At 48.9% G+C, this 15,426-nt stretch carries 14 protein-coding genes; 5 read left to right on the forward strand and 9 right to left on the reverse strand.

The features are described 5' to 3' along the window. Positions 1-130: 130 nt before the first annotated feature. Genes KDW_RS20855 through ureC form a run of 3 tightly spaced genes read right to left on the reverse strand, consistent with a single transcriptional unit; the run spans position 131 to position 3,156 of the window. Positions 131-628, reverse strand: coding sequence for a hypothetical protein (locus KDW_RS20855; protein WP_151757885.1), 498 nt, complete (start codon positions 626-628; stop codon positions 131-133). 52 nt (positions 629-680) lie between these two features. After that, entirely contained in the window at positions 681-1,388 is a 708-nt protein-coding gene (gene ureG / locus KDW_RS20860) for an urease accessory protein UreG (RefSeq protein WP_151757886.1), read from the reverse strand. A gap of 43 nt (positions 1,389-1,431) precedes the next feature. After that, a complete protein-coding gene (gene ureC / locus KDW_RS20865; RefSeq protein WP_151757887.1) occupies positions 1,432-3,156 on the reverse strand; it encodes an urease subunit alpha in 1,725 nt (574 codons plus the stop codon). A gap of 339 nt (positions 3,157-3,495) precedes the next feature. Between ureC and KDW_RS20870 the strand changes: the two genes are divergently transcribed. From KDW_RS20870 to KDW_RS20880, 3 genes are all read left to right on the forward strand, one after another. Further along, positions 3,496-4,608, forward strand: a complete 1,113-nt coding sequence (locus KDW_RS20870) for a LacI family DNA-binding transcriptional regulator (RefSeq protein ID WP_151757888.1) — start codon at positions 3,496-3,498, stop codon at positions 4,606-4,608. A 540-nt stretch (positions 4,609-5,148) separates the two neighbouring features. After that, complete coding sequence (locus tag KDW_RS20875; RefSeq protein ID WP_151757889.1) at positions 5,149-7,008, forward strand: GH39 family glycosyl hydrolase; 1,860 nt, start codon at positions 5,149-5,151, stop codon at positions 7,006-7,008. Between the two features lie 487 nt (positions 7,009-7,495). Beyond that, positions 7,496-8,314: an alpha/beta fold hydrolase gene (locus tag KDW_RS20880; protein ID WP_151757890.1), complete on the forward strand. Its 819-nt coding sequence runs from the start codon at positions 7,496-7,498 to the stop codon at positions 8,312-8,314. Positions 8,315-8,392: 78 nt separating this feature from the next. Here KDW_RS20880 and KDW_RS20885 read toward each other — a convergent pair whose 3' ends face one another. The 4 genes from KDW_RS20885 to KDW_RS20900 all read right to left on the reverse strand — a co-directional run bounded on the left by KDW_RS20885 (position 8,393) and on the right by KDW_RS20900 (position 10,842). Continuing rightward, positions 8,393-8,725 carry an urease subunit beta gene (locus tag KDW_RS20885; RefSeq protein ID WP_151757891.1) on the reverse strand — a complete coding sequence of 111 codons (333 nt, stop codon included), beginning with the start codon at positions 8,723-8,725 and terminating at the stop codon, positions 8,393-8,395. A gap of 20 nt (positions 8,726-8,745) precedes the next feature. Further along, positions 8,746-9,048 (reverse strand): urease subunit gamma, encoded by a 303-nt coding sequence (locus tag KDW_RS20890; protein ID WP_151757892.1) that lies wholly within the window; start codon positions 9,046-9,048, stop codon positions 8,746-8,748. A gap of 31 nt (positions 9,049-9,079) precedes the next feature. Continuing rightward, entirely contained in the window at positions 9,080-9,928 is an 849-nt protein-coding gene (locus KDW_RS20895) for an urease accessory protein UreD (RefSeq protein ID WP_151757893.1), read from the reverse strand. A gap of 242 nt (positions 9,929-10,170) precedes the next feature. Beyond that, a complete protein-coding gene (locus tag KDW_RS20900; RefSeq protein WP_162005459.1) occupies positions 10,171-10,842 on the reverse strand; it encodes an urease accessory protein UreF in 672 nt (223 codons plus the stop codon). A gap of 363 nt (positions 10,843-11,205) precedes the next feature. Here KDW_RS20900 and KDW_RS20905 point away from each other — a divergent pair, with 363 nt between their 5' ends. After that, entirely contained in the window at positions 11,206-11,775 is a 570-nt protein-coding gene (locus KDW_RS20905) for a TetR/AcrR family transcriptional regulator (RefSeq protein ID WP_151757895.1), read from the forward strand. 208 nt (positions 11,776-11,983) lie between these two features. Continuing rightward, a complete protein-coding gene (locus KDW_RS20910) occupies positions 11,984-12,676 on the forward strand; it encodes a class I SAM-dependent methyltransferase (RefSeq protein WP_151758491.1) in 693 nt (230 codons plus the stop codon). A 152-nt stretch (positions 12,677-12,828) separates the two neighbouring features. Here the strand turns inward: KDW_RS20910 and KDW_RS20915 are convergent, their stop codons facing one another. Further along, positions 12,829-13,092 (reverse strand): 4Fe-4S dicluster domain-containing protein, encoded by a 264-nt coding sequence (locus tag KDW_RS20915; protein ID WP_151757896.1) that lies wholly within the window; start codon positions 13,090-13,092, stop codon positions 12,829-12,831. Between the two features lie 172 nt (positions 13,093-13,264). Further along, entirely contained in the window at positions 13,265-14,527 is a 1,263-nt protein-coding gene (locus KDW_RS20920; protein ID WP_151757897.1) for an MFS transporter, read from the reverse strand. Positions 14,528-15,426: the final 899 nt, after the last annotated feature.

Genomic DNA, 15,426 nt, shown 5'->3' on the forward strand with positions numbered 1-15,426 from the left:
CTCGGCTTCAGCTCATCGGCTGGCAGAGGCGCTCGGCAAAATTGAGGATATACGTTATTGCAGTTGTTGAAAAACATTATGAGGCTTTCCCTTTGCGGGGAAGGTCTTTTTTGTTTGTGCGCTTCTCGACTTATTTACCGGAACCACTGCGCGTAATACCCTGGCGATAGCGCTGTTGTAACACTTTTGATTTTATTTGACCCCTTGGAATACAGCCCGGACAATTAAAGAAGGATTTACCATGGGCGAAAGGCATATAGCGCCAGCCAATGATTTGTGACAATGCCCGTACCTTTACGATCTCTTTTTTGGTAATTGTTCTGGATATAATAATTTCATACCCCTGCGCATCATCGATATTTCGAATAATTTCGATTGCTTTGCCCAGCGGCACCTGTTGATGCTGCTGATTATAATGACCCACTGACACAATTTCCTCGGCACTCACACGAAAATAGACTGCCATATAGGTGCGTTGTCCCCGACGCTTGAGTTCACGTAGCCATTGGTGCGAAATATAATGATTCTGTAGCATTGGCATACTATACACTCCACATGAACTTTTAATACCTCCTCGTAAGATTGGCTTAACATTTTTTTCGGCGGTCAGGTGAACAAGCATTGGCATTGAAATCACTCCTGATCAGCCGCCCACCTGGGGGCGAGCGGTAGTTACATTTTTAATGTTTATGACTATGATCATGCTCATGGCTATGAGGATGTCCCACATAGGGTGCATGAGCGTCAATGATATTGCGGCGCTCCCTGGCTGGTACTGTAAGATGTTGTTCAAGCCAGGCAATAACAGCTTCCAATCCTACCTCATCTTTAAGATTGGTGAAGACAAATGGGCGCTCACCACGTTTGATTCGTGCATCGTGCTCCATTACTTCTAACGAAGCACCGACATAAGGTGCCAGATCAATTTTATTGATGATCAGTAGATCTGAGCGCATGATGCCCGGACCGCCCTTACGAGGAATCTTGTCGCCGCCTGAAACATCAATGACATAGATCGCGACATCAACAAGCTCTGGACTAAAAGCGGCGGCCAGATTATCACCGCCGCTTTCGACAAAGATTAACTCCAATCCAGGCAAACTCTCCTCCAGGTCAGCGATCGCTTCGAGATTCATGGAAGCATCTTCACGAATCGCCGCATGAGGACAACCACCGGTTTCCACGCCGCGCACACGTTCCTGTGGGAGCGTGCCCTGACGGAGCAGGAACTCTGCATCCTCTTTCGTATAGATATCATTAGTAACGACCGCCAGATTATAGCGCGGCCATAGTTTTTTGCTCAAGCGATCTACCAGCGCTGTCTTGCCACATCCGACTGGACCAGCAATACCAACGCGGAAAGCGCGTGTAAAGCCTGTATCTGTCATATAGTTTTTCCCTTTTTGAAACGTTATCTTGAAACGCTATCTATTAGAATAAGAAATAGCGTTGTGCCATTGGTAGAACTTCGGCAGGTTCACACGTCAGCAGTTCACCATCGGCACGTACTTCGTAGGTTTCTGGATCAACTTCTATCCCGGGGGTAGCAGTATTATGGATCATATTTTCTTTTCCTATAGATCGGCAATTTTCTACTGCCACCACCTGTTTACGCAATCCAATCTGTTCAGGCAACTGAGCTTCCAGAGCTGCCTTAGATACAAATGTTAAACTGGTAGCCGCTGTAGCGCCACCGAAAGAACCAAACATCGGCCGGTAGAGTACTGGTTGCGGCGTTGGAATGGAAGCATTTGCATCGCCCATCGCGCTCCACGAGATGAATCCGCCCTTCACAATCATTTCTGGCTTGACTCCAAAGAGTGCAGGTTTCCAGAGTACAATGTCTGCTAGTTTTCCCGCTTCGATGGAACCAACATGTTGACCAATTCCATGAGTGATAGCAGGATTAATCGTATACTTGGCAATATAACGCTTGACTCGGAAATTATCATTGCGACTAGAATCCGGCTTCAATGGTCCGCGTTGGACTTTCATTTTATGTGCAGTTTGCCAGGTGCGTGTAACCACTTCACCTACACGCCCCATCGCCTGTGAGTCGCTAGAGAGCATACTGAAGACACCCAGATCGTGCAAGATGTCTTCAGCAGCAATTGTCTCAGGCCGAATACGACTTTCGGCAAAAGCTACATCCTCTGGAACCTGGGGATTAAGGTGGTGACAAACCATTAACATGTCTAAGTGTTCGGCAATGGTATTAATTGTAAAAGGCCGTGTAGGATTTGTAGATGAAGGGAGAATATTTGGGTATGAAGCAATACGGATAATGTCTGGCGCATGGCCACCACCTGCACCTTCGGTATGGTAGGTGTGGATCGTGCGGTTGCCAATCGCGGCAATGGTATCCTCTACAAACCCTGCCTCATTGATGGTATCTGTGTGGATCGCGACCTGCACATCATATTTGTCCGCCACTTGCAAACACATATCGATCGCCGCTGGTGTGGTTCCCCAGTCCTCATGGAGTTTGAGACCGCAGGCGCCCGCACGCAACTGTTCTTCCAGCGGCTCCTTCGTTGAGGTATTGCCCTTACCCAGCAAGCCAAAATTAACGGGCCAGTGCTCTACAGCCTGTAACATACGTGCGAGGTTCCAGGCGCCTGGTGTACAGGTCGTCGCATTCGTTCCCGTAGCAGGTCCGGTGCCCCCTCCAAGCATCGTCGTGATGCCGTTGGACATAGCCTCATAGATCTGCTGGGGTGAAATAAAGTGAATGTGCGAATCGACCCCACCAGCTGTGACAATCATGTTCTCGCCAGCGATTACCTCGGTGCCCGAACCAACGACGAGATCGGGATCAACGCCGTCCATGGTATCAGGATTGCCTGCCTTGCCCACTTTGACGATACGTCCATCGCGAATGCCGATATCACCTTTAACGATACCCCAGTGATCGATAATGATGGCGTTCGTGATCACCAGATCCAGCGTGCCATGAGCGCTTTCCCGGGTGGCGCGGCTGCTCTGGCCCATGCCATCGCGAATCACTTTACCGCCGCCAAAGGTGATCTCATCGCCATAAACGGTATAATCCTTCTCAATCTCAATCATGAGCTCAGTATCAGCCAGCCGTACACGGTCACCTGTAGTCGGACCATAGAGATCCGCGTACATCTGGCGAGGGATGCGTAAACTCATACGTGTTGCCCTCTCGTCACTATCTGTAGACAAAGGATGTCTCTGTTGTCATGCTCATCTTGTGTCGTAGAAACCTCTCTCTAGTATACCGTGAAAACGGAATGCCTGGTATCTGGCAGGAGGCAGCACATGGTTGTTTTATACATATGTAAGCATCTCTCTCAATTAGGATTTCTTCTCTTCAGGGGACCCTTTGGGGGAAATTTAAATAGCCCCGAGCTCCATCTATGTACCTTGACAAAAACACAAGCAGGCAATTATAATGAAAACACTGCTTCTGGGAACGGTCCCGGGAACGGGGCCGGAACATCTAACCATCTATAGCGAGGAGGGGCATTGATGCCCAGGAAGCTCACGATACGAGACATCGCGGAACTGGCCGGCGTCTCAAAGTCTACTGTTTCACGAGTCTTGAACGCGAAACAGGATGTTGATCCAGCAACGCGTGCGCACATCCTGAAAGTGATTGAAGAGCATACCTTCGTGCTCGATATGGCGGCTTCGAGGCTGGCAGGAGGGCGCAGTCGGCTGATTGGATCGCTCATTCCGTCACTGGCATGGCCTTTAATGCCAGAGATCATGCGCGGTATATCTGAAGTGGTTGCCCAATCTCCATACGAACTTATCCTCTATAGTATTACCCATGAACAGGTCCACAATGACAGGGAGCAACGTGATGTTATCTCACGTATCCTGCATTCGAATCTGGCTTCGGGTGTACTCGCTGTTTTCCCAGGCCCTTCAATACCCTATCTGACCAAACTCTATGAGGAAGGCTTTCCAGTGGTTATCATCGATGACCGCTCCGAGCCGACCAGCGTACCCTGGGTCAGCGCGGATAATCGGGTAGGAGCACATGCAGCCACAAAGTACCTGTTACAACTGAGTCATTGCCGTATTGCGCACATTCAAGGGCCAGCTGACTATAAAGCCTCGCAGGAACGCTATCTTGGGTATTGCGATGCTTTACAAGAAGTTGGTCTGGTACCAGATCCTGATCTGGTACGTCAGGGTGGTTTCACACCTACAGATGGGCGTTCAGCGGCCAACCATTTTATGACCATGCCTGATCGTCCAACTGCCATCTTTGCCAGTAACGATCATGTTGCCTATGACGTATTGGTCGCTGCCGATGAGCATGGTATCTGCGTACCTGAACAACTCTCAGTCGTAGGTTTCGATGATATTGCACCATCGTCTTATTCACGGCCACCGTTGACAACGGTACGACAACCATTCTATGAAATGGGAAAACAAGCCACTGAAACGTTACTCGCTCTGTTAGAAAAGTCCTCTACACAGAAGAGAGTTCAGACCGCAGATTCACTCTATGCGTCGGAAATCCATCACAAAATGTCGCTCCAAAACCAGATTAATAACCCTGTCCGGGTAAGACTGGCTACTAATCTGGTAGAGCGCTCGTCATGCAGTCCTTATAAAAACTACATGTAATGTGACACTCCGCACGCCCTGAAGGGCGGCGGCTTCTTGTACTCCTACGTAGTCGGCCCCCTGAGTCGGTGCCTCGTTGAGGCAACTCGTTGAAGACCGTAGTGGGTGAGGAATACACTCAAGCACAGATCCACACATCTGCTCGCTTGAAGGGCGGTGCCATGCCTGTTCACCGTTTCATGCCGTACCCGACGGGTGTGCAGCCAACGTCGGGTGTTTGGCGACCTGGAAAGGGTGAACACCTTTCTCTTTCGAAAACTGATGCATGCATCAGTGGGAGGCTTTTCTTGAACGATTTTGCCTGGCAACACTTCCTAAGGCCGTACAGCCTGTGCTGTCGTGCCTTCGTTGCACCTATGCAGTATAATCCAACAATGCATTATATGCAACAAGCAAGGGCTAAAGCCCAGGAGAAACCCGCCTATCCGCCTGACGCAGGGTATTGCGGTGACTGGCTTAAAGGGTTGATATAGAGACGAAAAAAGATCTCATACAAATTAATGGATATGTTAGATATAGAAATGTATTTGAGGATTAAAGATGGAAAAAGATTTACCACAAAACATAGATGCGCGTGAAGATTGGGAAACACGTATTGGGCAGCGTAACGATGATGATGCCCAGATTATAGAGCCCCAAATACAGGAACCGCAAACATTACCCGCACCATCGGGACTAGTCGCTGAATCGGGTGCGGGCCAGGTGACGCTACGCTGGCAGCCGGTAGCGGGGGCAGTTGGTTATCTGGTGCATCGTGCGGATGGACCAGAGGGGCCATTCACGCCGATTGATCATGGTGGACGTGATGTGCTGGTAACTCCTGGTCCCAGCTATGCGGATACCACTGGCAAACCAGGCACAACCTACTGGTATGCTATCACGGCTCTCCCCGATCCTAAATATGCTTCCAGCGCATTGACATCACCAGTTGAGGGAACCCTTCTCGACACAACGGCTAAACCAGTTCAGGTAACCGTGAAGACCCAGACCAGCGCAGGTACCCTTAACCGCGTCTGGCATATGATGGGTTCTGAGCATTTATCACAACTCTTTTATGGAGAAGGCTCTGGTGGCAGTAACATTGGCGAAGAGTTCGCACAAGCATTACAAAACACACGTGATGAACTGGGCGCTACCCATATTCGTGCACACGCTATCTTGCATGATGAGAACCATGTCTATACCGAAGTCAATGGTGAGGCTCACTATGATTTCTCGACTGTGGATCGCATCTATGATCGTCTGCTTGAGTTAAAATTACGTCCAATTGTCGAGCTGTCATTCATGCCGCACGACCTTGCGCGTGATCCTGAGACATCGGTTTTTATGTATCGCGCTCTGAACTCGCCGCCTAAAGACTGGGACCGCTGGGCTGAGCTCTGCCAGCGCCTCGCCGCGCATCTCGTCGAGCGCTATGGGCTGGAAGAGGTTTTACAATGGGGCTTTGAGGTCTGGAACGAGCCGAACCTGCAAGTCTTCTGGACTGGTACCCAGGAAGAATATTTTCAGCTCTATGACATAACTGCCCGAGCGATTAAAGCGGTTGATAAGCGCCTGCTCGTTGGTGGTCCCGCGACGGCCGCCGCAGAGTGGATTGCGGACTTCTTGCAGTATGTTCGCGAGCATAATTCACCCCTCGATTTTATCGCCACACATACGTATGGTAACCTGCCACTGGATTTCACGCAGGCCCTGTCTACCTATGGTTTCCCTGAAGTCAAAATCTGGTGGACTGAATGGGGTGTCACACCAACCCACTTCTATCCAGTGAACGATACGGTCTTCTCCGCCACCTTTACCTTGCATGGCATGAAGAGCGTGCAGGGACGCGTGGATGCTCTGGCTTATTGGGTACTAAGTGACCACTTTGAAGAACTGGGTCGAGCGCCACGCCTGCTCCATGGCGGCTTTGGTCTACAAACCATTGGCAACCTGCGCAAACCACGGTACTGGGCTCTGGCACTGGCTGAAAGTCTGGGCTCGAACCTGGTGCAGCTTGAACTGCGCGGTGATGGTGCCGGATCCCTGCTCGACGGCTGGGCTGCACGCAAGGAAGATGGTACTATCGATCTGCTCGTCTGGAATGGCACGCTAGATCAATCCAAACTGGATGGCAGCGCCCTTCTTAATCGTCAGCTCGACATCCATCTTGAGCAACTGCCACAGCAGCACTACACGGTTAGTATCGCACGCGTTGATGGCACGCATTCAAATATCGCCCAATACTGGCAGGGTGAACAGGACTGGCCAACTGCTGATCAATGGAGCATGTTACGCAATGCCGACAAGCTGCATGAGACCATACAACCCGTTCTGGTAACAGAAGAAGGCAATGCGTCCCTCACGCTAGATCTTCCTATGCCTGGCATCGTCCGCGTCAGACTGGTACCACAAAAATAGGTAGATTGACATCCTGGTAGAGGTTCCCTGATGCAGTATATATAAAAAAATACAAAAGCCTTCTAACGTCTCAACTGCTTCTTGATTTTTCATGAGCTATGAATACTCTCACTGGATAAAGAGTAGTTGTTAGAGAGATTACTAATTTTATAGCGGTATAGTTTTGATGCTATATCGCTATTTACTTTTTTTTCTCAATAGCGTATACTCATCAGGTAACCGTCGTTATCCTCTAGTAATAGAAAGGAGCACTCCAATGGATCAGAGAATTATTACATGTGGGGCAGTCTTTCTTAATAGCATCACTCTGCCTCATTTATAGAACCTCACCACACGCTTATACAGAGAAAATGTTTTCATAAAACACCACCTCTATGCTACTTTATGCCTCTGTGGGTGCAGGTTCTCCTCATTCTCCTTTTGTGAGAATAGATGCTTTATATGTTCATAACAGATAGCTATCTGTATACTGTGCTGGAGATTTTTTGTGAAAACATTACAGAAAGAAACTGGTTTCCTCGGTAACGAGGGAGAGCGTTTATATTACGAAGTGGCCGGACATGGCCATCCTCTGCTTTTGATTCATGCTGGCATCGCTGACAGCCGGATGTGGGACGCGCAATTTGCTGCTTTTGCTCAGCAGTATCGGGTGATTAGCTATGATTTGCGCGGTTATGGCAGGACAGAAGTGCCCGCGGGCCAGATCTCTTATCCTGCTGATGCAGCTAACTTGTTGCGACATCTGGGTGTTGATAAGGCCTATGTGCTGGGTATTTCGTTTGGTGGCCAGGTGGCACTGGATTTTACGCTGACCTATCCAGAAATGGTGTCTGCGCTGGTTCTGGGTGCTCCCAGTGTCAGTGGTCATCAACCTTCGGAAGCGGTGCAGCAATTTGGGGCTGAAGAGAATGCTTATCTTGGACGTGGTGATCTGGCAGGAGCAACCGAGCTCAACTTGCGGATGTGGGTTGATGGTCCATACCGCACGCCTGAACAGGTTTCTCCTGAGGTCAGAGAACTCGTCGGTCAGATGCAATTGCATGCCTTCACTATTGAGGTTCCAGAGGGGGCTGAAATAGCTCCTCTGACGCCACCCGCACTTCACAGGCTTGATGAGATTCACGTTCCCACTCTGTTGCTGGTTGGCGACTTAGATCTGCCTGATCGGCTGACGCTGGTCGATCAACTGACCGCCGCTATTGCAGGAGCACAACAGGTAATCATTCCACAGGTTGCTCATATGCTCAGTCTGGAGAAACCGACTGAATTTAATCAACTCGTGCTCGATTTTCTACGTCAGCACTAATTGATAACCTCCTGAAAAGAGTATTCATCACTCTTTTCAGGAGGTTTGTTTCGGTGAAGGTGGAGCATGTTGCGTTGTTCAGGACTTATTGTTTTTTGCGTCTAGTTTGCCATTGACGTGTCCTCGATGGCCATGCACGATGCGATCACCGCCCAGGGCGACCAGGGACACTTCTTTTTCTTCTCCTGGTTCAAAACGCACTGCGGTTCCGGCGGCAATATTTAAGCGCATGCCATAAGCTTGCTGCCGCTCAAAATCCAGTGCTTTGTTGACTTCAAAAAAGTGATAGTGGCTGCCTACTTGAACCGGGCGATCGCCCAGATTGCGTACGAGTAGGGTGGTGGTTGCTCGACCAGCATTGAGTTCGATATCGCCTGCTGCGTCGTCAAGCAGGTATTCGCCTGGTTTCATGGCTTTCCTCCTGCGTTTTGCTAATGAATTGGATCATGGATGGTGACGAGCTTGGTACCATCGGGGAACGTCGCTTCAACCTGGACCTCTGGAATCATTTCAGCAATACCATCCATGACGTCTTCACGCTTCAGGATGGTTGTCCCGAAGGTCATAACTTCGGCCACGCTTTTGCCATCGCGGGCCGCTTCCATAATCTCTGCACTGATAATGGCGATTGCTTCTGGATAGTTCAACTTTAACCCTCTGGCCTGTCGCTTGCGGGCCAGTTCGGCGGCGACAAAAATCAGCAATTTCTCTTGTTCACGCTGTGTAAGTAACACTACTCTCTGCTCCTTTTCTTATCCTGCACTCCTAGTAAATCTTTCGTGGTAGGATGGTGTCCCGCCCGTAGAGCGCTTGCGTGGCCATGCGCCAGAAGGCGAACAGGTCTGCTGTAATGGTGGTTCCGCGTTTACTCAGTCCGCGGATCACTATTCCATGTGCTGTGAGTGTGCTGACGCCCCAGCGAGTTTCGTCAGGACGCGTTAGTTGTTGGGCGAGAATGCTCAGCTCATGTTCGAGCTGTAACCAGCGCTGAGCATCCAGGCCGACCTTGCAAATATAGCAGCTACAAAAATAGGCATAAGGCCCGAGTCTGGCCAGGGAAGAAAAATCGTGTTGCCGTGGCTCCAGTTTGATCTGTTCGATGGCGATGGGACGGTTAGCGGCCGAGATACGACTGCTGATGTGCAACAGATCATAGTCAAATAGTTCACCGCGGGCAGTCCGACCCGGAGCCACGGTTTCCCACCAGAAGAGTCCTGCCCCTGGTGCTAACTTGATGAGCGTTTGTTGCTGATAGCTGGAACCAGCAAAAGGAATCAGTGGATCGGGAACGTACTCCAGGAGTCCGTTTTCGGCGATCTGGATCTGTGTTTTCTGTCGGGCCGGAGGGACATCTGGCTGGCTGCGATAGAGGCGGGTGGCGCTGGTCGTGGTGAGTTGGGCATAAGCGCCAGTACCAATCTCTACTTTTAGTTCTAGCTGATCCCCACCCAGCACACCCCCAGAGATATTGTGGAGATGGACCAGTGCGCCACCCGCAGGCAGTGGAAACGCGCGAACCACTTTGAGCGGTGGACTCTGCTCAAGTACCTGTAGCCGGGTGGGATTACAGGTAAAGTTGAGATGTAATTTCCCCTGGACAGATTTTTTTGTCATGAGCGTTGTTTGAATTTTGCTGCACTCAACTTTCTAGCTGCAGAGAACACGAGAGTAATACTACTAATCAAATTGTATCAGTGGCTTACATAGAGCTATAGCACGGCTTGCTATAGTTGCATGTCTGTTGAGCGTTGGCTGAAATCTGCAGGCGCGGCATAGCGTTTGCACACGTATTTATAGTGGCAGGTCATTCTGATCCGGGGGCTCGGCAGTGAGCAGTGTTTGTGCCTCTATCTTATTTAACTGATAAAGAGGCGGGTGGTAACCAATGGATGGCGCATACTTCCTATATCCATGAGCGGCGTAAAAATAGTGAGCTCCTCAAGGTCTGCGGACATGCTTTTATGGGCGACCTCGATCAATATAGGTTTTAAGCGCCATAAGATACTGCTGGCTTGACTTTGCCCCAGGGGGAGAAGGCGTTGGCAGGCTGAGACGAAGCCGGTCAGAGTTTGCTGTAGATAGGCCAGGACAGTGGTGGTTTCATCAAGATCTGAAGTTGCTCCCACCAGACCAAAGGCCGTACTATAATGAACATCTACCTGTTGGGCTCTGGCTGCTTGCAGGGCCTGGCGTAAGAGTGAATTCTCTTCCAGTGACAGTAGCAGTTGTAAGAAACGCCGTCCTAAGGTCGCACTGGCAACCCTGCTTTCACGGGCAGTTTTAAATGCGCTCAACTGCATGTTGAGCATACACCATTGGTGCTCTACCTGTTCAGGATCAGGTAGGTGCGCCAGTCGATGACTGAGTCGACAAAAACAGCTTTCTAACTGACCGGTTTCCAACAAAAAGTGTTGAAAAAAAGCTTCCAGCTGATCAACACGTAAATTATCTTCAACAGTTAAGGTTTCCAGGCCAAATGAATGGGCAGTTGAACCGATAGGTAGCGCACTATCAGCCAGTTGTAACAACTTTAGAAATGCTAACGTGTCAATATGCCTACTCCTTCATTGAAGTGGTGATGAATTCTTTTGTTTTATACTGAAATCTTACAGACGATTGAACCGTGAGTAGTGTACCTCAGAGCAGCAAAAAAAACAATTTATCAGCGTAAATTATTTATAAGATCTGATATTCTTCTACCTGGTAGTTGAGATCGATGAATTACAGTTACCTCAGCCTCCAGACAAAAAAATAGCGAGGAAAAAGTTGCATATGGCGTTGAATATATTAGCCTGCCATTGTTGTGTTGTGGTGACTTCGCGAGCCGCGAGTGAGCGGCGTTCACGATTGCTTTTTTATAACATGCAATAATAATAGAAGGAGCATAAGATATGGCATCTACCCGAGAGCGTATTCTTCAAACCACTTGTAGCCTGCTTGAAGCACAGGGTTATCATGCCACAGGTTTAAATCAGATTCTGATTAAAAGTTGCACTCCCAAAGGTTCGCTGTATTACTATTTTCCGAATGGGAAGGAAGAACTGGCATCAGAAGCTATTCGCACTACTTCTCGGACGGTTGCGGAGCACATTGAATGCCAGCTGGCCGTGAGTCCTGATCCTGTGGAGGCTATCAGGCTCTTTATCCAGCATATTGCTCAGTATATTGAGTTATCTGGTTTTCAAGCTGGTGGCCCGCTGATGATGGTGGCATTAGAGACGGTGAATTCGAGCGAGCCATTGAATGCGGTCTGTCGGGAAGCCTATCAATTATTGCAGGCAGCTTTTGCCCGCAAGTTGATTTCCAGTGGCTATTCTCTTGAAAAAGCTACCAGCCTGGCCGAGTTTACGGTGGCTTCGATTGAAGGTGGGACGATTTTAAGTCGTATCCAGCATTCAAGCGCGCCTCTACATCGTATCTCCGAAGAATTAGGCGTGCTTCTACGTGCAGCAACCGAGTAAGCCAAAATTCTCCTTAGCCATTGGGCTTGAGGATAATTTTGATACCATTCTCTTCTTTGTGTTTAAAGATGTCATACACATGGGAAGCTTCAAGATAACAGTGATGCTATCAAGGCATCATCGTGATCTTGAAGAGATATTGGACAGGATAGCAATCGTGGTTTAGACTTTTAGTAGTAAATTTGGTGCAAAGGATTGGATGAAAACTATGAAGGATCAGGCTCGTGCTAAAGCACGTCAGCTTGCGCAAGATTTTTTGCAGCGGGATGATAGAACAGGGTGGTTTGAGTTGCTGTATGCTGATGCTGAGGAAAACGAGGAGCATATACCCTGGGGGGATATGATGAGTAATCCTGGCCTGGTTGACTGGCTGGAACAAAAAAATATGCAGGGCAATGGTCGGCGAGCACTGGTGGTTGGATGTGGGCTTGGAGATGATGCTGAGGAGTTGTCACGCCGGGGTTTTTCTGTACTAGCGTTTGATATTGCTCCTTCTGCCGTTGCCTGGTGTAAGCAGCGCTTTCCAACTTCGTCAGTTGAGTATGTGGTCGCGGATGTCTTGCAAACGCCTGTGGAGTGGCAGCATAGTTTTGATTTCATTTTTGAAGCCTATACATTGCAGGTTTTACCGCCCGGCCTGCGCGCTAAAGCCATGGCAAATATTGCCAATTTACTGGGTGCGGACGGCACACTCCTTGTTATTTGCCGTGGCCGTGCTCCCGAGGATCATCCTGGACTGATGCCGTGGCCGCTGACCAGGGATGAGCTGAATACATTTTTAGCGACGGGATTGCACCAGATCCAATTTGAAGATTATCAGGATCAAGAGCAGCCACCAACCCGTCGATTCCGCATTCAGTATACACGTCATTCAGACCAACATACTGAAGCGCCTTTGTAATCAACAGACGCTAGCAAAAAAAATGATATCTCTTGCATCCCGGTTTTGACAATCCTGTTTTCCCGGAAGAGGCCTTGCAAGAGATATCACTCTATTTAATACCCTATTTTTCGCGAATCCTCAACTTTTGGTTGAGGTACTAAATAGCGTAGTTATGCGCCCTGGAAGAAATCCGCATTGATTTTGATCCATTGCTTCCACTCAGCAGGTACCGCAGACTCTTCAAAAATTGCGGTTACCGGACAGGCTGGCTCGCATGCACCGCAGTCGATGCATTCATCCGGATTTATGTAGAGCTGCTCATGCTCATCATAACCCGCTTCGCCAGGTCCGGGATGGATGCAGTCAACTGGACAAACATCCACGCATGAAGCATCTTTCGTGCCGATACAAGGCTGGGTGATTACGTAGGCCATAGTCAAAAATCCTTTCAAGATTAACAATTAGGGAACAATGAACCCTTCCCCATATTATTGTACAATTCATGGCTGGTGTAAATGTTATTGGCGGTTTTTTTTAGCAACCTCCATTTTGTCTACTATTTAAAGTATAAGTCTTGCGACTGGTTGTTTTCCATGTTTAATAAACCTACTTTTTTTGTAGTGTAATAGGATGCTTTGCCGCCCGTATTTGTGGCGCCAGACTGAATACTGTTGCAACCAGCATGAGCCCTAACCACCCGATAATGATGGCTGGTCTGACCCCATACTTTTCCAGTAATAATCCCATCAAGAGTTGTCCGATTGGATTGCTAGCTGCTGTATACATGCGACAGGCGCTGATGACGCGTCCACGTAATTCGTCTGGAATGATGGCCAGCCGGTAGCTAAAATAGGCGACATCTTCAAATGGATCCACGAAGTTCAGGCTGGCTTCTATCAAGCCTAAAAAGAAAGGATTGCCAGCCAGCAGATAGCAGGGCCAGATTATGGCAAAGAGACAGCGTACCAGGATCATTAACTGCCCCACTTTGAGGAATTTTTGTCCCAATGGCGCTAACAGCGAGCCTGTAATCGCGCCTATCCCGCCAATCACAAAAATGGTACTGATCATTGTATCTGAGACATGCTGTTGTTTGGCCAGTACAATAACAATCAAGGCACTACTAGGATTGACCATCGCTGACAGCATATTCATAGTATTGGCGATACGTAACACTGGCTGTCGCCACGTCCACAGCAATCCTTCCTGTATCTCGCGCAGCAGATGGCGCCGTGCTTTGGTGCGCTGTGCCTGAAATGGTGTGCGAATCGCACATAGCGTGCCAATAGAAATGAAGTAAGAAAGCGCATCAGCAATAAAAGGCAAGACGGGTCTCAGCGCAAACAGTGGTCCAGCAATGGCTGGACCCAGCAAGATCGTGGTGCCTTCGACTACTTCTTGTTGCGCCATTGCCGCTGATAGCTGCTCCTCGGACGCTACCTGACTTAAACTGGATGCCTGTGCCATCCCGAAAAAGGTCAGCAGGGTACCTTCAATAAAGGCGGTAATATAGAGTTGCCAGATTGTCAGGCTATGGAAATACAAAGCGATAGGAATGCTGATCAAGCTACAGGCGCGACCAATGTCGCAGAAAATCATCACATATTTGCGGTTATAACGATCCACCCAGGCACCTGCCAGCAGGGAAAAAAGCAGGCGGGGTAATGCGCGCAAGGTACCCGCGGTGGCCGCCGCCAGTGGTGAGTGTGTCATATAAAGCACAAGTAACGGAAAGGCCAGCTGAGAAACACCCCCTCCAATTTCTGAGATCGTTTGGCCGCTCCAGAGCAAGAGATAATCCCTGTTCCTCCAGAGCGAACGAGGCTTTTGCGCTGGCGGGCGTGTTGCTTCAGTTCTGGTTGCAGACATATCTTTGTCCCTTTCATGTCCCGGTCAGCAAGCATACTTACTGAAGGGAAAGGCTTGTCTGGGACATATGAAAAGCGTTGCGCCTGCTGCTACCGCATTGCATATAGCACTATTCCTGGCTGAAAACAGCCTTATGAATAAGAGCTATCGCCATGGTGGAATCTCTGTGAACCGGTTGCATAAAAAGATTGCGCGATCACAATCATATGCCCGGCTACAAGCGGCATTACTATAAAGAAGTGAAGTTGTTGGTGGAAAAGGCAGGGGAGTATGACTATAAAGCCTGAGCAGGCCTTATAGTAGCGCAATAGGAATCTCGCACCTCCCCTGACGGCCACGTAAACCAGGTGCCGGGCTTACGTGGCGGAGGTGCTTGTTGCGCGATTCCTATTGCGATGGATGAGCCATCCCAGAGTATGCATACTCTGGTTCAGGGAGTAGATAAAAGAGTTGCTCATCTGCACATAATACCAGATAGCAATGAGATAAGTCAATCTAATACTTGCTAATGTTTTTATTTTTATTTTTTATATTCTCTTCCCTAAAGATTTTTTACAGCATCTGCATCAATTTTATTAGAGTGTGTCTGAGGTTCACACTGATTGGATGCGTCGCGCCTGGGCGCACGCGGGCACTAAAGTGCCCATGCTTCTTTTCTGTGGTGGTGGAAAATGATGCGCATTGCGCATCATTTTCCACCACCACAGAACCAATGTGTTCGCGCCGCAGGCGCGAAAGCGCAACGGGACTGATCCTGGAACTCATAGTGATCAGGCACACTCTTAGTGGTAAATATTTAACAAGAAAAAATAGCAGGATAATTTAGCGATGTATTATAGGCTTTATTTTATGGTTCTGCTTACGTCTATATGTGATGTATACATTGTCTCTGCTGTTTG

It is taken from the genome of Dictyobacter vulcani (genome assembly GCF_008974265.1).
Taxonomy (GTDB): Bacteria; Chloroflexota; Ktedonobacteria; order Ktedonobacterales; family Ktedonobacteraceae; genus Dictyobacter; species Dictyobacter vulcani.